Source organism: Yinghuangia seranimata (assembly GCF_029953285.1).
Lineage (GTDB): Bacteria > Actinomycetota > Actinomycetes > Streptomycetales > Streptomycetaceae > Yinghuangia > Yinghuangia seranimata.
Genome location: NZ_JASAOI010000038.1, coordinates 15926 through 38460, shown reverse-complemented (window position 1 = coordinate 38460; position 22535 = coordinate 15926). Strand labels below are relative to the sequence as shown.

The following is a 22535-nucleotide window of genomic DNA, read 5'->3' as shown; positions in this document are numbered from 1 at the left end:
GTCGCATGACGACTGAAGGTCCGCGCGTCCTCACCCGCCGCGAGCTCAACCGCGCCACCCTCGCACGCCAGCACCTGCTCGCCCGCGTCCGGATGCCGGCCCTCGACATGGTCGAACAGCTCGCCGGACTCCAGGCGCAGCACCCCATGTCGTCGTACTTCACGCTGTGGACGCGCATTGCCGACTTCGACCCCGACGAGCTCGTGCGCCTCATGACCGGCCGCGAGGTCGTCCGCATCGCCCTGATGCGCTCCACCATCCACACCGTTTCCGCCGCGGACTGCCTCGCGTGGCGTCCGCTGATCGCTCCCGTCCTCGACCGTATGACCCGCAGCTCGCACGGCAAGGGCTTCGCCGCCGCCGACCCCGAAGAACTCCTGCGTATCGGAAGGGAGTTCATCGACGAGAAGCCGCGCACCTTCGCCGAGGTCGGGGCGTTCCTCGGCGCGCGCTGGCCGGACGCCAAGCCGAACGACCTCGCCCAGGCCCTGCGCGCGTGGGCGCCGCTCGTCCAGGTCCCGCCGCGCGGCCTGTGGGGGCGGAGCGGAGCCGTCGCGCACACCACCGCGGAACACTGGCTCGGCCGTACCGTCGACGACGACCCGTCCGTCGACGCCATGGTGCTGCGCTACCTGGCCGCGCTCGGCCCCGCCTCCGTCAAGGACGTCCAGGTGTGGTGCGGCCTCACCCGCCTCAAGCCGGTCCTCGAACGCCTGCGCCCGCAGCTCGTGACCTTCCGGGACGAGGCCGGCCGCGAACTCTTCGACCTCCCCGACGCCCCGCGCCCCGACGCCGACACCCCCGCGCCCGTCCGCTTCATCGCCGACTTCGACAACCTGACGCTGTCCCACGACGACCGCAGCCGCGTGGCCACCAAGGAGTGGATGCGGTGGAACATGGCCCAGCTCAACATGCTCTACGGGGGAGTCCTCGTCGACGGCTTCTACCGCGCCGCGTGGCGCATCGAACGGACGAAGGACACCGCGACGCTCGTGGTCCACTCCGGCCCTGAGCCCGAGGACGCGCTCAAGCCCGCCCGCGACGAGATCGAGGCCGAGGGCCGGGCACTGCTCGCGTTCGCCGCGGCCGACCGCGACAACCACGAGATCGCGTACGCGTAGCGGAACGCGGAAGGGGCGCATCCGGAAATCGGATGCGCCCCTTCTCGGCCCTACGTGACGTACGTGTCTACAGCACCTTCGACAGGAACGCCTTCGTCCGGTCGTGCTGCGGGTTCGTCAGCACCTCGCGCGGATGCCCGGACTCGACGACCACGCCGCCGTCCATGAACACCAGAGCGTCACCGACCTCGCGCGCGAAGCCCATCTCGTGCGTCACGACGATCATCGTCATGCCGTCCTCGGCGAGCCCACGCATGACGTCGAGCACCTCGCCGACCAGCTCCGGGTCGAGCGCCGAGGTCGGCTCGTCGAACAGCATGAGCTTCGGCTCCATCGCGAGCGCGCGGGCGATCGCGACACGCTGCTGCTGACCGCCGGAGAGCTGCGCGGGGTAGGCGTTGGCCTTCTCCGCGAGCCCGACCCGGTCGAGCAGCCGCATCGCGCGCTCCCGTGCCACGGACCTGGTCTCGCGCTTGACTTGCACCGGCGCTTCCATGACGTTGCCGAGCGCGGTCATGTGCGGGAACAGGTTGAAGCGCTGGAAGACCATGCCGATGTCGCGACGCTGCATCGCGACCTCGGAGTCCTTGAACTCGTAGAGCTTGTCGCCCTTCTGCCGATAGCCGACCAGATGGCCGTCGACCCACAGACGCCCCGCGTTGATCTTCTCGAGGTGGTTGATGCACCGCAGGAAGGTCGACTTGCCGGAGCCGGACGGGCCGATCAGGCAGAACACCTCGCGCGCGTTCACCTGAAGGTCGATGCCCTGAAGCACCTGGTTGAGGCCGAACGACTTGTGCACGCCCTCGGCGAGCACCATGGGGTGGGTTCCGGTGGTCATGAGCGGGCAACCTCCGGACGGCGCAGGGAGAACACGAGCTGGCGGACGCGCTGGAACGGTGTAGGCGGAAGTGCCCGCAGCCGGCCCTTGGCGTAGTGCCGCTCAAGGTAGTACTGGCCGACGCTGAACACGCTCGTCATGACCAGGTACCAGAAGCACGCGACGAACAGCATCTCCATGATCGCCAGGTTGTTGGTGTAGACGTTCTGCACGCTGCGCATGAGTTCGGGGAAGGTCACGACGCTGGCGAGCGACGAGGTCTTGAGCATGTTGATGAACTCGTTGCCGGTCGGCGGGATGATGACCCGCATGGCCTGCGGCAGGATGACGCGGCGCATCGTCTTCGCCTGGCTCATACCGAGGGCGTGCGACGCCTCGGTCTGCCCCTCGTCCACCGACTGGATGCCGGCGCGCACGATCTCCGCCATGTACGCGGCCTCGTTGAGGCCGAGGCCGAGCAGCGCCGCGAGGAACGGTGTCATGAACGTGTTCATCGGCTCGCTGTAGATCCCGATATTGAAGGTCGGGAAGATCAGCGCGAGATTGTACCACATGATCAGCTGGACGTACACCGGCGTGCCGCGGAACAACCAGATGTAGAGCCACGCCACGGAGCCGGTGACCGGGTTCCCCGACAACCGCATGATCGCGAGGATGACGCCGAGGACCACGCCGAGCAGCATGGACAGCACGCTGATGTACAGCGTGTGCCACACACCGTCGAGGATGACGTCCTTGAACAGGTACTGCCGGGTCGTCTCCCAGTGGATGTTGGCGTTCGCGAACGCGTTCACCAACAGGGCGAGGATCGCGATCACCAGAACGGCGCTGATCCAGCGGCCGTAGTGACGAACGGGAATGGCCTTGATGGGCACGGGACCCGGGGCCTTGCTTATGGCGGCCGCGGGGCCGGACCCGGCCGACGAGTCGTCGGCCGGGCCCTTGTCGAAGGTGGGGGGCACGGGGCGATGCCTCTCAGAACAGGACGGGTCAGGAGCCGCCGTTGACGGTCGCGGACTGGACAGCACCCTGCTGGAGCTTGCGCGCCTCGAGGATCTTGGCGTAGTCGCCGTTCTTGATGATGTTGTCCATGGCTTCCTTCAGGACGTCGCGGAGGGCGGTGTCGTCCTTGCGCAGCGCGATGCCGTACGGGCCGGCCTCCAGCTGCTCACCCGTGACCTCGAAGTCCTTGCCGTTGCTCGCCGTCTGCGCGTTGTAGGCGGCGACCGGGAAGTCGTTCAGGTCGGCGACCGAGCGGCCCTGCTTGAGCTGCAGCAGCGCCTCGGTGTCCTTCTCGAAGGTCAGGATCTCCATCTTGCCCTTGCCGGAGGCGGCGCACTTGTCGTTCTGCTTGTTGGCGATGTCCTCCTGGGTCGTGCCCTTCTGCAGCGCGATCGTCTTGCCGCAGAGGTCGTCCAGGGTCTTGATGCCCTTCGGGTTGCCCTTCTGGACCAGGATGGACGTGCCGGCGTTGAAGTAGTCGACGAAGTCGACGCCGTCGCCGACCTTCTTGCCGTCCTTGTCCAGGCCGTCCTGGCGCGACTTGGTGTCGCTCATCGACGACATGATGATGTCGATGCGCTTCGACTGCATCGAGGTGATCAGGTCGTCGAACGCGCCGTTCTGGAACTTGAGGTCCACGCCGAGCTGCTTGCTCAGCGCCGCGCCCAGGTCCGGGTCCATGCCGATGATCGTCTTGCCGTCGGTGTCGAAGTACTCGTTGGGCGCGTAGGCGACGTCGGAGCCGACCTTGATGACCTTCGCGTCCTTGTACTGCTGGGGCACCTTCGCGTAGAGCGGAGCCGCGGCGCCCGACGGGGCGGAGCCGCCGCCGGTGCCGCCCGGCGCCGAGGAGCTGCCCGAGTCGCTCTTCTTGTCGTCGCTGCCGCAACCGGTGAGCAGGAGCGCTCCGGCCACAAGCACGGCTCCGGCCGCGATCGAACGGCGACGGGCCGAGAGTGCAGTCATCGAGGGTCCTCCAAAGGAAGCGGATCAGCGCCGGAAAGGTACTGAGACGTTCAAAGATCGACACGGACACAAGTTCACCCGTACCGAGATCATGTGGCAGTTTCCCATCATGTGGACTGTTGAGGGGATGCCCGTCATGTCAAATTCAGATAACACCTGACGCGCGTAGCGAATGATCGTCGGTTCGAGCGGTGCGGAAGCCTACCGTCCGGTAGTTCCCCTCCTGTCACCTGACCCGATATCAGAACCACCTGTACCGCTCATTCGGACCAGAGACACGCGGGAAAGCCGGAAGGCCCGGACCGCGCGAAAACGCGGTCCGGGCCTTCCGTGCACCGTTGTCCGGTCAGGCGTCGCCGCCCACCGTTCCGACGCCGGCCGCCTTCACGTCCAGGATCTGGTACCGGTCGATGGCCTTCTTGACCGTCGCCGCGTCCACCTCGCCGCGGCGGGCGAGCTCGCTCAGCACGCCCACGACGACAGACTCGGCGTCGACGTTGAAGAACCGGCGTGCCGCGCCGCGCGTGTCGGCGAAGCCGAAGCCGTCGGTGCCCAGCGACGCGTAGTCCGCGGGCACCCAGCGGGCGATCTGGTCGGGGACGGACCGCATCCAGTCCGAGACCGCGATGACCGGGCCCGGCTTGCCGTCCAGCACGCGCTGCACGTACGGGACGCGCGGGTCCTCCTCCGGGTGGAGCAGGTTGTGCTTCTCGCACTCGACGGCCTCGCGGCGCAGCTCGTTCCACGAGGTCGCCGACCACACGTCCGCCACCACGTTCCAGTCCTCGGCGAGCATGCGCTGCGCGTCGAGCGCCCACGGCATGCCGACGCCGGAGGCCAGGATCTGGGCGCGCAGCGCGCCGTCGCGGGGCTCTCCCGTCTTGAAGAGGTAGAGGCCCTTGAGGATGCCGTCCACGTCCACGTTCGCGGGCTCGGCCGGCTGGTCGATCGGCTCGTTGTAGACGGTGATGTAGTAGAAGACGTCCTCACCGTGCGGGTGCTGGTCCGAGGACCCGTACATGCGCCGCAGGCCGTCCTGGACGATGTGCGAGATCTCGTACGCGTAGGCCGGGTCGTACGCGACCACCGCGGGGTTCGTCGACGCCAGCAGGTGCGAGTGCCCGTCCGCGTGCTGCAGGCCCTCACCGGTCAGCGTGGTGCGGCCGGCCGTCGCGCCGAGCACGAAGCCGCGCGCCAGCTGGTCCGCCATCTGCCAGAACTGGTCGCCGGTGCGCTGGAACCCGAACATCGAGTAGAAGACGTACACCGGGATCATCGGCTCGCCGTGCGTGGAGTACGCCGAGCCCGCCGCGATCAGCGACGCGGTGCAGCCCGCCTCGGAGATGCCCTCGTGCAGCATCTGCCCGGACTCCGACTCCTTGTAGGAGAGCAGGAGCTCGCGGTCGACCGCCTCGTAGGTCTGGCCGTGCGGGTTGTAGATCTTCGCGGTCGGGAACATCGCGTCCATGCCGAACGTGCGGTACTCGTCCGGCGCGATCGGCACGAAGCGCTTGCCGATCTCGCTGTCGCGCATGAGGTCCTTCAGCAGCCGCACGAAGGCCATCGTGGTGGCCATCGGCTGCCGCGCGCCCTTCTTGATCGGCGCGTAGACCTCGTCGCCCGGGAGCTTGAGCGCCTTCGAGCGCACCACACGCTGCGGCATCGTCCCGCCGAGCGCCGCGCGGCGCTCCATCATGTACTCGATCTCCTCGGACTTGGCGCCCGGGTGGAAGTACGGCGGGATGTCGGCCTCGAGGTCCTTGTCCGAGATCGGCAGGTAGAGCCGGTCGCGGAACATCTTGAGGTCGGCCTTGGTCAGCTTCTTCATCTGGTGCGTGGCGTTGCGGCTCTCGAAGTTCGGACCCAGGGTCCAGCCCTTCACCGTCTGCGCCAGGATGACCGTCGGCTGGCCGGTGTGCTCGCGGGCGGCCTTGAACGCCGCGTACACCTTGCGGTAGTCGTGGCCGCCGCGGCCGAGCTTGACGAGCTCGTCGTCGGTCATGTGGGCGACCATCTTGCGCAGGCGAGCGTCGTCGCCGAAGAAGTGCTCGCGCGCGTAAGCGCCGGACTCCACCGCGTAGGTCTGGAACTGGCCGTCGGGCGTGGTGTTCATCTTGTTGACGAGCACGCCGTCGGTGTCCTGCGCGAGCAGGGAGTCCCAGGAGCGGTCCCACACGACCTTGATGACGTTCCAGCCGGCGCCGCGGAAGTACGACTCCAGCTCCTGGATGATCTTGCCGTTGCCGCGCACCGGGCCGTCGAGCCGCTGCAGGTTGCAGTTGATGACGAAGGTGAGGTTGTCGAGCTCCTCACGCGCCGCCAGGCCGATGTTGCCGAGCGACTCGGGCTCGTCCATCTCGCCGTCGCCGAGGAACGCCCACACGTGGCTGCGCGAGGTGTCCTTGATGTTGCGGTTGTGCAGGTAGCGGTTGAACCGCGCCTGGTAGATCGCGCCGAGGGGGCCGAGGCCCATCGAGACGGTCGGGAACTCCCAGAAGTCCGGCATGAGCCGCGGGTGCGGGTACGACGAGAGGCCGTACGGCGCCTGCGAGTGCTCCTGGCGGAAGCCGTCCAGGTGCTGCTCGGTCAGTCGGCCCTCGAGGAAGGCCCGGGCGTAGATGCCGGGGGCGGCGTGGCCCTGGAAGAAGATCTGGTCGCCGCTCTCGCCGTGGTCCTTGCCGCGGAAGAAGTGGTTGAAGCCGACCTCATACAGGCTCGCCGACGAAGCGTACGTCGCGATGTGGCCGCCGACGCCGAGTCCGGGCCGGTTCGCACGGGACACCATGATCGCGGCGTTCCAGCGCACGAACGCGCGGATGCGGCGCTCGATGTCCTCGTCGCCGGGGAACCAGGGCTCGCTCTCGGGCGGGATGGTGTTGATGTAGTCGGTGCTGCGCAGGGCGGGTACGCCTACCTGCCGCTCTCGGGCGCGCTCGAGCAGCTTGAGCATGATGTAGCGGGCGCGCTGGCGGCCCTGCTCGTTGATGACGGAGTCAAGGGACTCCAGCCACTCGCCGGTCTCACTGGGGTCGATGTCCGGGAGCTGGCTCGGGAGGCCGTCACTGATGATCGAGAAGCGCTCTCGTCCGGATGCCACGCTGTTCCTTCGCATATCGGTAGATGTTGCGATCATCGGCCTGGCCCGGAACGCCGGGATTTCCCGGTTGTTCCGCGCGTCGGCCGCCACTGAGCGGTGTCGCGCCGCCTCCATCGTGGTACCCGGACGTCGTATCCGTCATCTCTACCGATCGGTAATGAACCCGGCGGGTGCGCCTTTAGCGCCCGGACGTGCCCATCTCTGCCCTATCGATCTCGTGGATCCGTATCACTCTTTCTCCGGCTACCGCGACAAGGGGCGGCGTTGCCCTGACTCCGGCTGTCGCCGGACGCCACACGCGGCGGTTCTCGAATACGGGGTGACCGCACTCGTGAGCCACCTAGAAGATTACGCCCGCCTCTTTCGCGGACCGCACCGGCGTAGTTGTCTGGAGGGTGTACGGATGCCGCGATGGGGGACCAAGCGGGGCATCCTCGGCGGAAGGAGTGGCGATGCACGCGACGATCGGCGACCAGCTTCACGTCCATGGCAACGCAGTCGGACAGGCCGATCGGATCGGCGAGATCCTCGAGGTCCGCGGCCCCGACGGGGCACCGCCGTACGTCGTCCGGTTCGACGACGGGCACACCGGACTGATCTTCCCGGGCCCGGACGCCGAGGTGGAGCACGCCGCGGCGGCCGTGCCCGGTGCCGGTCCGGGGGCGCGCTCCGGTCGGTCCGCGGCCCCCACCGACGCGTCCCGGCACCGCGGCTGGTAGCCGCGGAGCCTCCCGCGCGGTGGGTGTACGCCGGAGCGCCCGGCACATACCTCCCCGCGGTGGTGTTTGGGGGGCGGCGTGACCTGGGTACTTGCGCGAACAGCCCGGCGCGTGTGGACTACGGCCACAGCTCCGGAACACTGCGGGGCCGAACATGGGAGGTCACTTCGTGAGCGCGACCGCGGACCACGCGGAGGAACGGTCCAACCCGGCTAGCCGGCTTGGCTTCCAGCCCGGACAGGTGGTCCAGGAGCTCGGGTACGACGACGACGTCGACGAGGAACTGCGCGAAGCCATCGCGGAGGTCACCGGCAACGAACTTGTCGACGAGGACTATGAGGAAGACGTCGCCGACGTTGTCCTCCTGTGGTTCCGAGAGGACGACGGAGACCTGGTCGACGCCCTCGTGGACGCACTGACCACGCTCACGGACGGCGGCCACGTGTGGCTGCTGACTCCCAAGACGGGCCGCGACGGCTACGTCGAGCCGAGTGACATCGGCGAGGCGGCGCCCACGGCGGGCCTGTCCCGCACGACGTCGGTGAGCGCCGCCAAGGACTGGTCGGGCACCCGACTGGTGGCCCCCAAGACGGTTCGCAGCGGGCGTCGCTGACGCGACGCCTCCGGCGGCCTACAGACGCATCCCGACGGGGGTGCGGTGGCGAACGCGTGGTGCTGAGGCACCGCCGGTTCGCGACCGCGCCCCCGTCGGCGTTCTCAGCTCCTGAGGCGGACCATCGCGCGGCCCAGGCCGCCCAGCCATCCGGCCGCGACGCGCAGGGCCGGGCCGCCCGGGAGTCCCGGGACGTGGTCGAGGAGCGGGGCGAGGGCGAGCAGCCCCACCACGTCGTCCAGGCGTAGGTCGCGCTTCATCATCAGCGGCGGCACGGCGCGGCGGCCGGCCGAGGCGTCCAGCAGGACCAGCGCGGAACTCGCGCGGACGGCAGGGCCGGGGCGCTTGCCGGGGGTCGCGGGGGTGACCGTCCAACCGTCCGCGTCGGAGGCGAACGACCAGCCGGCGTCGGGCGCGAGCAGTGAGACGCGCGCGGTCACGCCGTGCCGGGCGGCGATCGCCCCGGTGATGTCGGCGAGCGCGAGCAGCCCGGCGTCGAGGAGCTCGGGCGCCGGGTCGGGCGCGCCGCAGGGGGCCAGGTCGGCGGCGTGCACGGCAAGTTCGTAGGCGACGGCGCCCAACTGGGTGAGCAGTGGCACCGGGCCGACCTGGGAGCCGGTCGGGGCGAGGCCGATGCCCTCGGCCTCGACGGCGTCGAACGCCTCGGCGAGCCGGGCGCGGCCGTCGTCGAGGGCGGCGAGCAGTTCGTCGAGGGTGGCGTCGGCGTGTGCGGCGACCAGGGCGGCGTTGGCGGCGTCCGGGTCGAGCGGCCGGTCGGCGGCGGCCTTGTCCCCGCGGGCCTCGGCGAGCAGCCGGGCCAGCAGCGGCTCCTCAGGCCACGAGGCCAGGTGCGCCACAACGGCGCGGCCCGACCAGCCCGGCAGCCGCGACGGAGCGTCGACGTCGACCGCCTCGGCGGTGGAGCGGAAGGCGTCCCACGCGGCCAGCGCGCGGGCGCGCTGCGCGGCGACCGGCTCGGACGCGGCGCCGTGCGAGGCCCCGGTGCCGCCGGAACCGTCGTGAGGGCTGTTGCCGGGGTCGGGCACGGCGGACACGGACATGGCACCCATCCTTCCCTGGACATATGGCGGCCAAGCGGCGCCCCCCGGCACCGCCCCGGACAGCCGTTTGTCACGGGGTGCCAGACTGTGCGCGTGAAGCCCCGCCCGGGGCGCGACACCGGCACACCGCAGAGATGGTCGAAAGGACGCACAATGGCCGTCGAGATCGGCAGCAAGGCCCCCGACTTCGAGCTCAAGAACCAGTTCGGCGAGGTCGTCAAGCTCTCCGACTTCCAGGGTGACAAGAACGTCGTCCTGCTCTTCTACCCGTTCTCGTTCACCGGCGTCTGCACGGGTGAACTGTGCGCGCTGCGCGACGAGCTTCCGACGTTCGTCAACGACGACGTGCAGCTGCTCGCGGTGTCCTGCGACTCGATGTTCACCCAGAAGGTGTTCGCGGAGCGCGAGGGCCTGGAGTACCCGGTCCTGTCGGACTTCTGGCCGCACGGCGAGGTCGCCAAGGCCTACGGCGTCTTCAACGAGGAGAAGGGCTGCGCGGTCCGCGGCACCTTCGTCATCGACAAGGAGGGCGTGGTCCGCTGGACCGTCGTCAACGGCCTTCCGGACGCGCGTGACCTTAACGAGTACGTCAAGGCGCTCGGCGCGCTGTAAAACGCCGGGCCGTGAGATCACGGCGGGGCAAGGAACTCCTGACTAGGATCAAATCGTTGTCCCGCCGTACACGGCACACATTCCGGAGCCGCGCCCTCCGCGGCAGGCTCCACGATTTTATGGAGGACTCGTGGGAGTCAGCCTGAGCAAGGGCGGCAACGTCTCCCTGACCAAGGAGGCCCCGGGCCTGACCGCCGTCCTGGTCGGCCTGGGCTGGGACGTCCGCACGACCACCGGTCAGGACTTCGACCTCGACGCGAGCGCGATCCTGCTCAACAACACCGGCAAGGTCGCGTCCGACGCGAACTTCGTGTTCTTCAACAACCTCAAGAGCCCCGACGGCTCGGTCGAGCACACCGGCGACAACCTCACCGGTGAGGGCGAGGGCGACGACGAGGCGATCAAGGTCAACCTCGCCGGCGTGCCCGTCGAGATCGAGCGCATCGTGTTCCCGGTGTCGATCTACGACGCCGAGACCCGCCAGCAGTCGTTCGGCCAGGTCCGCAACGCGTTCATCCGCATCGTGAACCAGGCGGACAACAACGAGCTGGCCCGCTACGACCTGACCGAGGACGCCTCGACCGAGACCGCGATGGTCTTCGGCGAGCTGTACCGCAACGGCCCCGAGTGGAAGTTCCGGGCCGTCGGCCAGGGCTACGCCTCGGGTCTGCGCGGTATCGCGCAGGACTTCGGCGTCAACGTCTGACCCGGGTCCGATCCGCGGTAAACACGCGAAGTGCGACGCCCGCCGGCTGTGTGCCGGCGGGCGTCCCCCGTTTTGCGGGGGAAATCCCTTGAGCTCGGACGGGGCCGAGACGCGGAATACCGCCGCTGACTAGGCTTCGCCCGGGACTACGCGAAGCAGGAGGAACACATGGGGGTCACCCTCGCCAAGGGCGGGAACGTCTCGCTGACCAAGGCCGCGCCGAACCTGACCACCGTGCTCGTGGGCCTTGGCTGGGACGCGCGCGCGACCACGGGCGCCGCGTTCGACCTGGACGCCAGCGCGCTGTTGTGCGGTGCGGCGGGCAAGGTCCTGGCCGACGACTACTTCGTTTTCTACAACAACCTGAAGAGCCCCGAGGGCTCGGTGGAGCACACCGGCGACAACCTGACGGGAGAGGGCGAGGGCGACGACGAGGTCATCATGGTCGACCTCACGATGGTCCCGCAGACCGTCGAGAAGATCGTCTTCCCGGTGTCGATCTACGACGCCGAGACCCGCGGCCAGACGTTCGGCCAGGTCCGCAACGCGTACATCCGCATCGTGAACCAGGCGGACGCCAACGAACTGGCCCGATACGACCTGACTGAAGACGCGTCAAGCGAGACTGCCATGATCTTTGGAGAACTTTACCGATACCAGGGGGAATGGAAGTTCCGCGCGGTCGGTCAGGGGTACGCTTCGGGGCTGCGGGGGATCGCTCTCGACTTCGGCGTCAGCGTGCAGTGACGACGTGTCGGGGCCGGTCACCTTGGTGGCCGGCCCTTGCGTCGTCGGGGGGCTGTACCCGCTACCGATCGGACCTTCCGTTTCCCCGCTGATGAAAGGGACATTCCCTCCGTGTTGCTTCGTACCTTCGGCTGGTCGCTCGCCGTCACGGCGATCGGGCTGGCCGCAGCCGCTTACTTCTGGGGGGCGGAAGGATTCGGCGTCGTCCTGATCCTGTCCATCCTGGAGATCTCGCTGTCGTTCGACAACGCGGTCGTGAACGCCACCATCCTCAAGAAGATGAACGCCTTCTGGCAGAAGATCTTCCTGACGGTCGGTGTTCTGATCGCGGTCTTCGGGATGCGTCTCGTCTTCCCGCTGGCGATCGTGTCGCTCACCGCGGCGCTGAGCCCGATGGACGTCATCGACCTCGCGTTCCACGAGAACAAGACGATCGACGGCATGACGTACGCGCAGTACCTGGACGACGCGCACCCGGCCATCGCGGCGTTCGGCGGCATCTTCCTGCTGATGATCTTCCTGGACTTCATGTTCGACGGTGACCGCGAGCACCACTGGATCCGGCCGATCGAGAAGTTCACCGCGCGCATCGGCTCGTTCGACGTGCTGAGCACGCTGCTCGCGCTCGTCAGCCTTGTGGTCGTCGCCCAGACGCTGGCCCCCGCGCACAAGGAGGGCACCGTGATGGTCGCGGGCGTCCTCGGCCTCATCGCGTACCTCGGCGTCGGCGGGCTGTCCGACTACTTCGAGGAGCACGGCGACTTCGACGAGGACGACGAGGAGGCCGCCGAGTCGGCGGGCTCCGGCAACGGCGGCAAGGCCGCGGTCCTCGCGTCCGGCAAGGCCGCGTTCTTCATGTTCCTGTACCTCGAGGTCCTCGACGCGTCGTTCTCCTTCGACGGTGTGGTCGGCGCGTTCGCCATCACGCAGGACCTGCTGTGGATCACGCTGGGCCTCGGTATCGGCGCCATGTACATCCGTTCGCTGACCGTGTACCTGGTGCGCCAGGGCACGCTCGACGACTACGTGTACCTCGAGCACGGCGCGCACTACGCGATCGGCGCGCTGGCGGGCATCCTGCTGGTGTCCATCAAGTGGGAGGTGCCGGAGGTCGTCACGGGCCTCGTCGGCGTCGGCTTCATCGGCATCGCGCTGGCCTCGTCGATCTTCCGCAACCGCCGTATCGGCCACATCCCCGGCCAGAACGGGCAGAACGCACAGTCAGAGGTCGAGGCGAAGGTCTAGCCTCCCGCCCCCGGGCGACCGGATACCGGCCGTACCGCACGCGCGTCTCACAGACGCGCGTGCGGTACGGCTATTTTTGTGTGTACACCGTCACCGAAGGTGGCAAGGGCGGGGAGGCGCAATGCCGTTGTTCGGACGACAGACCGGGCTGGTGGGCGAGCCGGACACCGGCGGGCACAAGGTCACCCTCACCCGCAGCACCCCCGAGGTGTCGCTGACCCGGCAGGGCTCGGCGAACGGGACCCTGCGCGTCAACCTGCACTGGAACCAGCACTACGAGGAGCAGCCGTCCAAGCCGCGCGGCGGGCTGTTCCGGCCGCTGCAGGTGCAGGCGCCGCCGCTGCCGCAGAAGATCGACCTCGACCTCGGCTGCATGTGGGAGCTCGCGGACGGCTCGAAGGGTGTGGTGCAGGCGCTCGGGAACCTGTACGGCGACTTCAACCAGGCGCCGTACGTCCGGCTCGACCACGACGACCGGACCGGCTCCGCGTCCGGCGAGACGATGTTCATCAACCTCGACCAGACCCGGCTGATCAAGCGCCTGCTGATCTTCGTCTACATCTACGACGGCACCCCGGCCTTCGACCAGGCCAACGGCGTCGTGAGCCTGTTCCCGAACGCCGGCCGCCCGATCGAGGTCCGCCTGGACGAACGCTCGTCCGGCGCCCGCACGTGCGCCGTGGCCCTGCTGGAGAACCACGGCGACGACATGACGGTCCGCCGCACGGTCCGCTACATCGACGGCTTCCAGGCGGAGCTGGACCGCGCCTTCGGGTGGGGCCTGGTGTGGGCCCGCGGCTACAAGTAACCGCGGGCGGCGACCGGAACGGCTACTGGAACTGCGGCCCCTGCGGCGGGGAGTTCAGCCACTGGGTGGACGGGGCCTGACCGGGGGCGCCCTGCTGCGGCTGCCCGCCCGGGAACTGGCCCTGGCCCTGCTGCTGGGCGGGCGGGAACCCGCCGGGCTGCCCCTGCTGCGGGGCCTGGCCGGCGAACTGGCCGTGCGGCGGGGTGTTGCCGCCCGGGGCACCGCCGACGGCGTACTGCGGGCCGCCCGGCGGCATGTGGAGGATGCCCGGCGGGGTCGCCGACGAGCCGGCGGGCGTGGCGCCCGGGGTGCCGAGGCCCGGCGGGGGCGGGATCGGGGCGCCGCCGTACGGGGTCTGCGGGCCCGTGGGCGCGCCGGGGGTGACGGGCGGCGCCGGGGTGTCCGGGATGCCGCCGGCCGGCATGAGGGCCGTGGGGGCCAGGTCGGGCGTCGGGGCGGCGGGACCGGGCCGGGCCGCGGCGGGCTGCGCCGGAGCGGGCTGCGCCGGGGCCGGGGCGCCGAACGGATTGGCGGGCTGCGCCGGGGCGCCGCCGGGTGGCGTGGAGCCCGGCGTGGTCGGCGCCGGGGTGGGCCAAGGAGAGGGCGAGGCGGGCGTCTGCGGCGCCACGGGGGAGGGCGCGGGCGCCGGGGCCGGGGTCGGCGCCGGAGCGGGCGTGGGGGCCGGTGCGGGTGTCGGCGTCGCGACCGGGGCCGGGGCCGCGGCCTGCTGCGCCGGCGGCTCGTCCTCGTCGTCGACGTTGATGCCGTAGTCGGTCGCGAGCCCCGCCAGTCCCGAGTCGTAGCCCTGGCCGACCGCGCGGAACTTCCACTGGTCGTTGCGCAGGTAGATCTCGCCGAACACGAACGCGGTCTCGGTCGTCGCGCCCGCGATCGGGAAGTTCAGCAGCTCCGCGCCGCCGCCCGCGTCGAACACCCGCAGGATCAGTCCGGGTACGGCGCTGACCCGACCGCCGTCGGCCGAGCCGGCCACGACGACGCGGGTGACGTCCTTCTCGAGTGCCTTGACGTCCACCCGGAAGGCGTCCGCGCAGCCGTTGGGCGACACGGTCTTGTCGCCGTGCACCACGGCGCCGGAAGGATGCCTAGGCTGGTTGTAAAAGACGAAATCGGCGTCGCTGCGCACCCGGCCGTCGGCGCCGAGCAGGAGCGCCGAGCAGTCGATGTCCGGCACGCCGGGGCCGGTGCGCCACTCCAGGACGACGCGGACCGACTCCGCGTCGAGAACCGTGTTCGCGCCCTTGGTCATCACCTGCGTCATGGGCCCCATCCTGCCGGTTCCGGCGCCCGGGGCTCAACGCCGACCCCGGCGGCGTGTCCCGCACGGCTCACGGGTTTTCAGCCGTCACCGACCGTGCACGCAGCGTGAACTCCAAGCGACGAGTGCGGGAATTCGCGAGGTTTCGTCCGTAACCCGACGCAAGCGACGCACAGCGGGATCACGTGTGACAGGGCTGTGACAAGCCCGTGAACGTCTTTCGCGTGTACCCGGAGGCAACTCCTGGCATTTTGCTTTTCGGTTACCGTATGTGTGCCTGCCGGGATCCCCGGTCGGTCGCGAACGCGCCAAGGGGCGCGAAACAGGTCCCACAGCACCACCACACCGCACACATCGGGACGCGCCCGGACCGGAAACCTCGACAGCAAGGGGGAACTAGATGCGCCACTTCGCCTACCTGGACGACCACGATCTGAGCCATTTGTTCCACCGCCCGCCGCAGGACTTCCACCGCGACAGCGAGCCGGCGGTGCTGGCCGCCGCGCTCGGCGCCACGCTGTACAGCCCGGCGACGCGCCGTACGCTCGCCGCCGACATCGCCAAGCAGGCCGCGCGCGGCGTCACGTCCATGGTCCTGTGCCTTGAGGACGCGATCGACGACGGCGACGTCGAGATGGGCGAGCACAACCTGATCGCCCAGCTCACCGAACACCTGGAGTCCGGCGCCGACGGCCCGCTGCTGTTCGTGCGCGTGCGCGCCCCCGAGCAGATCACCGACCTCGCCGAGCGGCTCGGCCCCGCGCTGGCCACGCTCACCGGCTTCGTCATGCCGAAGTTCGAGCCGGACAACGGCGCGCGCTACCTCAAGGCGCTCACCGAGGCGAGCCTCGACAGCGGCCGCAGGCTGCTCGGCATGCCGGTCATCGAGTCGCCGTGCATCGCCTATCTCGAGTACCGGCAGCGCATGCTCATCGAGCTGTCCGCGCTGCTGGCGGCGCACCGCGAGCAGATCCTCGCGGTGCGGATAGGCGCCACCGACTTCGCGTCGGCGTACGCGCTGCGCCGCTCGCGCGACCTGACGGCCTACGACGTGCACCTGGTCGCGGGCCTGATCGCCGACATCGTGAACGTCTTCGGCCGCTCGGACGGCACGGGCTTCGTCATCTCCGGGCCGGTCTGGGAGTACTTCCCGCAGGGCGAGCGGCTCTTCAAGCCGCAGCTGCGGCGCTCCCCGTTCGCCGAGGCCGAGGACCCGGACGAGGCGGTTGCGCTGCGCTCGCGGCTGATCTCCGCAGACCTGGACGGCCTCATCCGCGAGCTCGAACTCGACAAGGCCAACGGGCTGCTCGGGAAGACCGCGATCCACCCGAGCCACGTGGCGGTCATCCACGCCATGTCGGTGGTGACGCACGAGGAGTTCAGCGACGCGTCCGACATCCTCGCCGAGGGCGCGGCGGGCGGCGGCGTGCTGCGCTCCGCGTACACGAACAAGATGAACGAGGTGAAGCCGCACCGCGCGTGGGCCCAGGCCGTCATGCGGCGCGCGGGCGCGTTCGGCGTGGCCGCCGAGGACGTCAGCTTCGTGGACCTGCTCGCGGCCGCGTCGCACGCCGGTTCGGCGGCGGGCGGCGAGGAGCGAGGGCACGGGCCGGTGCGCGCGTCGGTCGCGCCGCGCCGCGACGAGCAGTCCTCCCCGGCCTACGTGGGCATGTGAACGAATGAGCGGGGCAAGTGTGGTGACGGGACGTCAGAGCAGCGCCGGCGCATCGGCGGCGGCCGTTCAGGGCTGGTCCGGAACGTGGGTGGCCGCCCGGCTGGGGCTGCGGCTCGGCTCCGAGCCGCAGCAGATCGGCCCGCGCATATCCACCGACCTGTTCGCGGGCGGCGACGGATCCGCCGAACTGCGCGGCCTGGTCGGCCTCGCGCTGCGCCGCAACCCGCGGCGCGCCCATTTGCTGGTGTCGACGGTGCTCGGCAAGCACGTCCCGCAGCTGCCGCACGTCGTGCACGGCGCGGGCCTCGAACTGGGCGCGCTGGTGCGGGAGGTGCTCGCGGACGACGCGGCGGGGGCGGATGCGGCGGGCGGCGAGGGTGCGGGCGAGGACGGGGCTACGCCGGTCGTGCTCGGCTACGCGGAGACCGCGACCGGCCTCGGCCACTGCGTCGCCGAGGCGCTGCCGGGTGCCGCGTACCTGCACTCGACGCGCCGCCCCGTCGACGGGCTCGCCCCGGTGGGCGGGTTCGAGGAGGAGCACTCGCACGCCACCTCCCATCTGCTGCTGCCCGAGGACCCGGCGCTGCTGTCGGGCACCGGGCCGCTGGTCCTCGTGGACGACGAACTGTCGACCGGGCGCACGGTGTTGAACACCATCGAGGCGCTGCACCACGTCGCCCCGCGCGGCCGCTATGTGATCGCCGCGCTGATAGACGTCCGCACCACCGCCGACCGCGCGGTCATGGCGGCGTTCGCGGACCGGCTCGGGGCGCGCCTGGACGTGGTGGCGCTCGGGCACGGCGTCGTCGAACTGCCGGACGACGCGCTGGAGCTCGGTGCGCGGCTGGTCGCGGAGGAGGAGTCGCGCACGGTCGCCGCCGCCGATGTTGCGGGTGACGCCCCGGCCGGTGTCGTCCGGCTCGACGTGCCGTGGCCCGCGGACCTGCCCGACGGCGGCCGGCACGGCTTCACCGCCGCCCACCAGGCCGCGCTGGAGAAGGCGCTTCCCGAACTGGGTGCCGGGCTCGCCGCGCAGCTGGACGGCGCCCGGCGGGTCCTGGTGCTCGGCTTCGAGGAACTCATGTACGCGCCGCTGCGCCTCGCCCGCGCGCTCGCCGAAGCGGCCGAGGCGTCCGGCGACGCCGTCGAGGTGCGCTACTCGACGACCACCCGGTCGCCGGTGCTGGCCGTCGACGACCCCGGCTACGCGATCCGCACCCGCCTGGCGTTCCCGGCCCACGACGACCCGGCCGACGGCCCGGGGGAGCGCTACACGTACAACGTCGACCCGGGTGCCGACCCCGCGCGGCGGTTCGACACCATCGTGCTCGTCGTCGACACCGTCGGCGACACGCCCGCGCTGCACGCGCCGGGCGGGCTGCTCGCCGCGCTGGCGCGGGTCACCGACCGCGTCGCGCTGGCCGTGCTGCCGTCGTATGTGCCCGCTGTCCCCCTTGCCGGATCCGCCGTTCCCGACCGTGAGGTAGCCGTATGACCGTTCGCGACACCGGAAAACTCCCCGAGCCGCTGGTCGGCCCCGGGTTCTCCTCCTATGCCGCGGACGAGGTCGCCTGGCTGCTGAAGGATCTGTCGGACGTCGAACTGGAGGCCCCGCTCGAGGAGCGCGAGGAGGCCATCCAGCACGGCGGCGCGCACTACGCCGAGTCGCTGCCGATCGAGTACCAGCCCTCGCCCGAGTACCAGGCGCTGTTCCACACCGCGCTGGACGAGACGGCCGAGCGGCTCGCGCACGCGGTCGGTGTGGTCACCGAGATCGTGCTCGCCGAGCGCGGCCGCGACGCGGTGCTGGTGTCGCTGGCCCGGGCCGGCACGCCGGTCGGCGTCCTCATGCGGCGCTGGGCGGCGTACGCGCACGGCCTGGACCTGCCGCACTACGCGGTCTCGATCGTCCGCGCGCGCGGCATCGACACGGTCGCGCTGCGCTGGCTGGCGCGCGAGTACGACCCGGCGCGCGTGATGTTCGTGGACGGCTGGACCGGCAAGGGCGCCATCACCCGCGAGCTGACCGAGGCCCTCGACGAGCTGTACGCGGCGACCGGCCTGCGGTTCTCTGACGAGCTCGCGGTGCTCGCCGACCCGGGGTCGTGCGTGACGACGTACGGCACCCGCGACGACTTCCTGATCCCGTCCGCGTGCCTGAACTCCACGGTGTCGGGCCTCGTGTCGCGGACCGTGCTGCGCGACGGGCTGATCGGCCCGGACGACTTCCACGGCGCGAAGTTCTACCGCGACCTCGCCGCCGCAGACGTGTCGAACCTGTTCCTGGACGGCGTGGAGGCGAAGTTCGCCGCGGTCGCCGAGGCCGTCGCGCGCGACTGGCCGGTGCTCGCCGCGTCCGACCGCACGCCGACGTGGGACGGCTGGCGTGCCGTCGAACGCATCGGAACCGAATACGGGATCGACAACGTCAATCTGATCAAACCCGGCGTGGGGGAGACCACGCGGGTTCTGCTGCGCCGCGTGCCGTGGATGATCCTTGCCCGGCGCGGCGTCGGCACCGAGCTGGACCACGTCCGCATGCTCGCGGAGCAGCGCGGGGTGCCGGTCGTCGAGGTCGACGACCTGCCGTACTCCTGCGTCGGACTGGTCAAGCCCGGATTCCGCCGCGACATGGGAGCCACGTGACCAAGGCCGAGAAACGCAGCACACACGTCGGACAGCGCACCGGGCGGGTGGTCGCCGCGTGCGACCTGGACCGCACCCTCGTCTACTCGCGCGCCGCCGCCAGGCTCGGCCTGGCGGAGGGCGAGCGGACGCCGGCCCTCGAATGCGTCGAGGTGCACGACGGCAAGTCCATCTCGTTCATGACCGGGCACGCCGTCGGCCTGATCGCCGAACTCGGGCGGCGCGCGCTGCTCGTGCCGACGACCACCCGCACGCGCAAGCAGTACCGGCGCATACACCTGCCGGGACCGGCGCCCGCGTACGCGATCTGCGCCAACGGCGGCCACCTGCTGGTGGACGGGGTCACCGACGAGGACTGGCACGCGGGCGTCCGCAAGCGGCTGGACGAGGAGTCCGCGCCGCTGGCCGAGGTCGTGGCGCACCTGGAGGACGTCACCGACCCGGAGTGGACGCGGAAGCTGCGGGTCGCGGAGGACCTGTTCACGTACCTCGTCCTGGAACGCGACCGGGTGCCGGCCGGGCTCGTCGAGGAACTGACGGGCTGGGCGGGCGAGCGCGGCTACGGGGTGTCGCTTCAGGGCCGCAAGCTCTACTTCGTTCCCGAGGCTCTCACCAAGGGCTCGGCGGTCGACGAGGTGCGGCGGCGCAGCGGCGCCGACACCGTGCTGGCGGCCGGCGACTCGCTGCTCGACATCGAACTGCTCAAGGCCGCCGACGCGGGCATCCGGCCCGGGCACGGCGAACTGGCCGACACCGACTGGCGCGCGCCGCACGTCGTCGCGATCGACGAGGTCGGGGTGCGGGCAGGCGAAACGATCCTGGAGTGGCTGCTGGGGCAGTTGGACCAGGCCGAGGCGTGACGCGTCCGCTGAGCTGACGCGGAAAAGCGGCGGCCGCCGGGGCTGATCCCCGGCGGCCGCCGCTTTTGTTCCTGTGGTCCTTAGACGTCCGCGCCGCGCACCGTGAGCAGCTCCGCACTGGCGTTGACCTGACGGCCCTCGATGTCGAACGTCAGCTGGAACCCGTCCCGCGCGGCGCGCACACGGGTCAGCGCGACCTCGGTGAAGCGGTCGAGCGCGTGGACGAGTTCGTTGATCGCGCCGCCGGTCGCCGACAGGCACAGCACCGTGCCGTCGCTCAGGATGACGGTGTCGCCGCCGAGCCCACGCGGCGCGGGCGAGGCGTCCGTGACCCGCAGCGGGCCGCGGCCCAGCGAGTTGAGCCAGCGCACGGCCTGCTCGTGCAGCAGGTCGCGCTCCTCGTCGTACGCGGAGTGCAGCATGCGGCGCAGGTCGTGCATGTCGGAGTTCTGCATCGGTATCACGGCGGCCGGGGCGGCCTTGGGCGTCCGCCGCAGCGCGGCCACGCACGGGGCGGCGGCGATCGCGACGAAGGCGAGCATCGGAATCAGCATCACGGGCATGGCACGTCCCCGAAGAGTCGGTTTTACTGCGCCGCGGTCGGGGAAGCCATGCCCGGAGGCCTCGACGAGAGGCGCCGCATGACGGTCCCGAGTGGTCGGGACCAAAGGCCCTGCCCTACCGCGGTTCTGAAGACCTTAAACGGCGAATCGCCGGGTTCGGCAGGGGGTGCCGGGCGGATTGTGCGAACGGTCGCCGGTGGTTGCCACAGGTTGACCCAGTGTCGTGAACTCTGGGGCATTTGTCCTAGTTTGCCCGTTGGGCTGTGGTGAAGATCACGAGGCCTGGTGAGGCCCTTGGGCGGCGCCTCGGCGAAGGCCGGCGGGGCCGACGCGGTGCGGCCCGGCGTCGACTGGGCCTCGCCGGCCGAGCGGCGCGAGACGCCGCTCTCCCTCCGGCTATCCGCCGCCGGCGCGGTCCTCGCGGATGCGGGTGACGACTTGGCCGACCTCGACGCGGATCTGCCGGGTCTCCGACAGGAACCGCCACCAGTCCGGGTGCGGTCCGTCCAGGTGCTCGCGGGCGGCGTCGAGGCGGAAGACCAGGGCGTCCAGGCGTGACGCGTACCGGTCCTCGGCGACCGCGCGGCCGGCCAGGGCGAGCCGCTGGGCGTCCCGCAGCGCGAAGCGTGTCCGCTCCACCTCCGCCTGCGGGTCGCGGGCGACCTCGTCGAGGTCGTGCAGCCGGTCGCGGACCGCGGCCATCGCCTCGTCGGCGTTGTTGAGCGCGGCGCGCGCGGTCGCCAGACGGCTCACCGCGTCCGCCCACTCCTGGCGCTTGGCGGACTCCCCGGCCTCGGCGATCCGCGCCTCGGCCACCTCGACCGACCGGGCGACGGTCTGCGGCACACCTTCCAGATCCGTCCAGCACGCGGCGCTGTAGCCGCGCCGCAACCGGCTCAGCGCGGGCTCGACGTCCCCCGAGCGCGACGTCACCGCCTCGGCGCGGGTACGCAGCGACGACAGCCGCTTCGTCACGTCGTCGCGCAGCCTCGGCAGCCGTTCGGCCTCGTCGTACAACGCCTGCGCGTCCGCCTCGACGCGCGCGGCCAGCGCCAACGTGCCCGCCACGCCGTGCGTGGCGGCACCCCGGTCCAGATCGGCGACCTCCGCCCGCAACGCCTCCAGCCGGCGGGCGAACGCAGGCGTCGCGAGACCCGCGCGCTCGGCCTGCTCCACAGCGTCGGCGGCGGCACGGGCCAGCTGCCGCGCGTGCTCGGTCTTGGGCGGCAGCTGCGCGAGCGCGGCGTCCGCCCGAGCGATCATCGGGCCGATCGAACCGGCGAACCGCTCCAACTCCTTGCCGACCTCGTCGAGCCGCCGCGCCACCGCGTCCAACTCGCGGCGCGCCGCCTCGTACTGGTCGGTCTCCAGATGGTCGCCCTCGAGCGGATGCCGGTCCATCGCGGCGATATATGCCGCGCTCGCCTCATCCACGGTGTCACTGAGCTGCGCGAACGTCCGCAACGCGCTCTCACTCGCCGGCGACGGCTCCACCGCGCGCACCGTCTCCAACGAGATCCGCAGGTCCCGCTGCGCGGTGTCGAGCCGCACGAACGCGTCCCCGGCGGCCTCCCGAGCCCCACCCGCCGCCACCCGCGCCGCCTCCCGGCGCCGCCGCCACGGCCTGGTCTCCCCACCCGCGAACGTCCCGGACACCAGCACCGGAACCAGCGCGACCACGGTCCACACGGGCCACACCACCATCGCCCCCGCGCCGACCCGCCGCCGTACCGCCCCGAGTGCCACACCAGCTCCCGTCGCCGCCCTGGGACTCCCACCCCCATCCTCCCAGGTCCACCCCACCCCCACCGGCCAACCACCCCCACCCCACCCCGATGAAACGCGTGCGCATGCACACACACCGATTCGGTACGCTGTCCCCCTTCGGGCGCATAGCTCAGTTGGTTAGAGCACTGCTCTTACAAAGCAGGGGTCGACAGTTCGAGTCTGTCTGTGCCCACCAGCGAAGAAGCCCCA

18 protein-coding genes, 1 tRNA gene and 1 pseudogene are annotated in these 22535 nt (G+C 70.7%); 12 read left to right on the top strand and 8 right to left on the bottom strand.

What is annotated here, in order from left to right; genetic code table 11:
• Positions 1 to 5 precede the first annotated feature (5 nt).
• Complete coding sequence (locus tag QI554_RS24075; RefSeq protein WP_281472296.1) at positions 6 to 1121, top strand: winged helix DNA-binding domain-containing protein; 1116 nt, start codon at positions 6 to 8, stop codon at positions 1119 to 1121.
• A gap of 67 nt (positions 1122 to 1188) precedes the next feature.
• Here the strand turns inward: QI554_RS24075 and QI554_RS24070 are convergent, their stop codons facing one another.
• The 4 genes from QI554_RS24070 to aceE all read right to left on the bottom strand — a co-directional run bounded on the left by QI554_RS24070 (position 1189) and on the right by aceE (position 7042).
• Positions 1189 to 1962: an amino acid ABC transporter ATP-binding protein gene (locus QI554_RS24070; RefSeq protein WP_281472295.1), complete on the bottom strand. Its 774-nt coding sequence runs from the start codon at positions 1960 to 1962 to the stop codon at positions 1189 to 1191.
• Entirely contained in the window at positions 1959 to 2924 is a 966-nt protein-coding gene (locus QI554_RS24065) for an amino acid ABC transporter permease (protein WP_425528039.1), read from the bottom strand. The genes QI554_RS24070 and QI554_RS24065 overlap by 4 nt, the downstream gene beginning before the upstream one ends.
• Before the next feature lie 28 nt (positions 2925 to 2952).
• The gene (locus tag QI554_RS24060; protein ID WP_281472294.1) at positions 2953 to 3930 is read right to left on the bottom strand and encodes an ABC transporter substrate-binding protein; all 978 of its coding nucleotides are present in this window, start codon (positions 3928 to 3930) and stop codon (positions 2953 to 2955) included.
• Between the two features lie 346 nt (positions 3931 to 4276).
• Positions 4277 to 7042, bottom strand: coding sequence for a pyruvate dehydrogenase (acetyl-transferring), homodimeric type (gene aceE / locus QI554_RS24055; RefSeq protein ID WP_425528038.1), 2766 nt, complete (start codon positions 7040 to 7042; stop codon positions 4277 to 4279).
• Positions 7043 to 7479: 437 nt separating this feature from the next.
• Here aceE and QI554_RS24050 point away from each other — a divergent pair, with 437 nt between their 5' ends.
• The gene (locus tag QI554_RS24050) at positions 7480 to 7746 is read left to right on the top strand and encodes a DUF1918 domain-containing protein (protein WP_281472292.1); all 267 of its coding nucleotides are present in this window, start codon (positions 7480 to 7482) and stop codon (positions 7744 to 7746) included.
• Between the two features lie 169 nt (positions 7747 to 7915).
• Positions 7916 to 8359 (top strand): DUF3052 domain-containing protein, encoded by a 444-nt coding sequence (locus tag QI554_RS24045; protein ID WP_281472291.1) that lies wholly within the window; start codon positions 7916 to 7918, stop codon positions 8357 to 8359.
• A gap of 104 nt (positions 8360 to 8463) precedes the next feature.
• Here QI554_RS24045 and QI554_RS24040 read toward each other — a convergent pair whose 3' ends face one another.
• Positions 8464 to 9420, bottom strand: a complete 957-nt coding sequence (locus tag QI554_RS24040) for a maleylpyruvate isomerase N-terminal domain-containing protein (RefSeq protein ID WP_281472290.1) — start codon at positions 9418 to 9420, stop codon at positions 8464 to 8466.
• 153 nt (positions 9421 to 9573) lie between these two features.
• Here QI554_RS24040 and QI554_RS24035 point away from each other — a divergent pair, with 153 nt between their 5' ends.
• From QI554_RS24035 to QI554_RS24015, 5 genes are all read left to right on the top strand, one after another.
• Positions 9574 to 10032 (top strand): peroxiredoxin, encoded by a 459-nt coding sequence (locus QI554_RS24035; RefSeq protein WP_281472289.1) that lies wholly within the window; start codon positions 9574 to 9576, stop codon positions 10030 to 10032.
• Between the two features lie 130 nt (positions 10033 to 10162).
• The gene (locus QI554_RS24030) at positions 10163 to 10738 is read left to right on the top strand and encodes a TerD family protein (RefSeq protein ID WP_281472288.1); all 576 of its coding nucleotides are present in this window, start codon (positions 10163 to 10165) and stop codon (positions 10736 to 10738) included.
• A gap of 168 nt (positions 10739 to 10906) precedes the next feature.
• Positions 10907 to 11485 carry a TerD family protein gene (locus QI554_RS24025; protein WP_281472287.1) on the top strand — a complete coding sequence of 193 codons (579 nt, stop codon included), beginning with the start codon at positions 10907 to 10909 and terminating at the stop codon, positions 11483 to 11485.
• Positions 11486 to 11596: 111 nt separating this feature from the next.
• On the top strand, positions 11597 to 12730 hold the full coding sequence (locus QI554_RS24020) for a DUF475 domain-containing protein (RefSeq protein WP_281472286.1): 1134 nt from the start codon (positions 11597 to 11599) through the stop codon (positions 12728 to 12730).
• A gap of 121 nt (positions 12731 to 12851) precedes the next feature.
• Positions 12852 to 13538 (top strand): TerD family protein, encoded by a 687-nt coding sequence (locus tag QI554_RS24015; RefSeq protein ID WP_281472285.1) that lies wholly within the window; start codon positions 12852 to 12854, stop codon positions 13536 to 13538.
• Between the two features lie 22 nt (positions 13539 to 13560).
• Here QI554_RS24015 and QI554_RS24010 read toward each other — a convergent pair whose 3' ends face one another.
• On the bottom strand, positions 13561 to 14817 hold the full coding sequence (locus QI554_RS24010) for a TerD family protein (protein ID WP_281472284.1): 1257 nt from the start codon (positions 14815 to 14817) through the stop codon (positions 13561 to 13563).
• A 397-nt stretch (positions 14818 to 15214) separates the two neighbouring features.
• Here QI554_RS24010 and QI554_RS24005 point away from each other — a divergent pair, with 397 nt between their 5' ends.
• The 3 genes and pseudogenes from QI554_RS24005 to QI554_RS23995 all read left to right on the top strand — a co-directional run bounded on the left by QI554_RS24005 (position 15215) and on the right by QI554_RS23995 (position 19995).
• Positions 15215 to 16489 (top strand): HpcH/HpaI aldolase/citrate lyase family protein, encoded by a 1275-nt coding sequence (locus tag QI554_RS24005; protein WP_281472283.1) that lies wholly within the window; start codon positions 15215 to 15217, stop codon positions 16487 to 16489.
• Between the two features lie 4 nt (positions 16490 to 16493).
• Positions 16494 to 19135 (top strand): annotated as a pseudogene (locus tag QI554_RS24000) (phosphoribosyltransferase).
• Positions 19132 to 19995: an HAD family hydrolase gene (locus QI554_RS23995; RefSeq protein WP_281472282.1), complete on the top strand. Its 864-nt coding sequence runs from the start codon at positions 19132 to 19134 to the stop codon at positions 19993 to 19995. Before QI554_RS24000 ends, QI554_RS23995 begins: the two are co-directional and overlap by 4 nt.
• A gap of 80 nt (positions 19996 to 20075) precedes the next feature.
• On the opposite strand, the gene QI554_RS23990 is transcribed toward QI554_RS23995, so the two are convergent.
• Both QI554_RS23990 and QI554_RS23985 read right to left on the bottom strand, forming a co-directional pair.
• Positions 20076 to 20558, bottom strand: a complete 483-nt coding sequence (locus tag QI554_RS23990; protein WP_281472281.1) for a hypothetical protein — start codon at positions 20556 to 20558, stop codon at positions 20076 to 20078.
• 396 nt (positions 20559 to 20954) lie between these two features.
• Positions 20955 to 22304 (bottom strand): hypothetical protein, encoded by a 1350-nt coding sequence (locus QI554_RS23985; RefSeq protein WP_281472280.1) that lies wholly within the window; start codon positions 22302 to 22304, stop codon positions 20955 to 20957.
• Positions 22305 to 22444: 140 nt separating this feature from the next.
• Between QI554_RS23985 and QI554_RS23980 the strand changes: the two genes are divergently transcribed.
• A tRNA-Val gene (locus tag QI554_RS23980) sits at positions 22445 to 22521 on the top strand.
• Positions 22522 to 22535 lie beyond the last annotated feature (14 nt).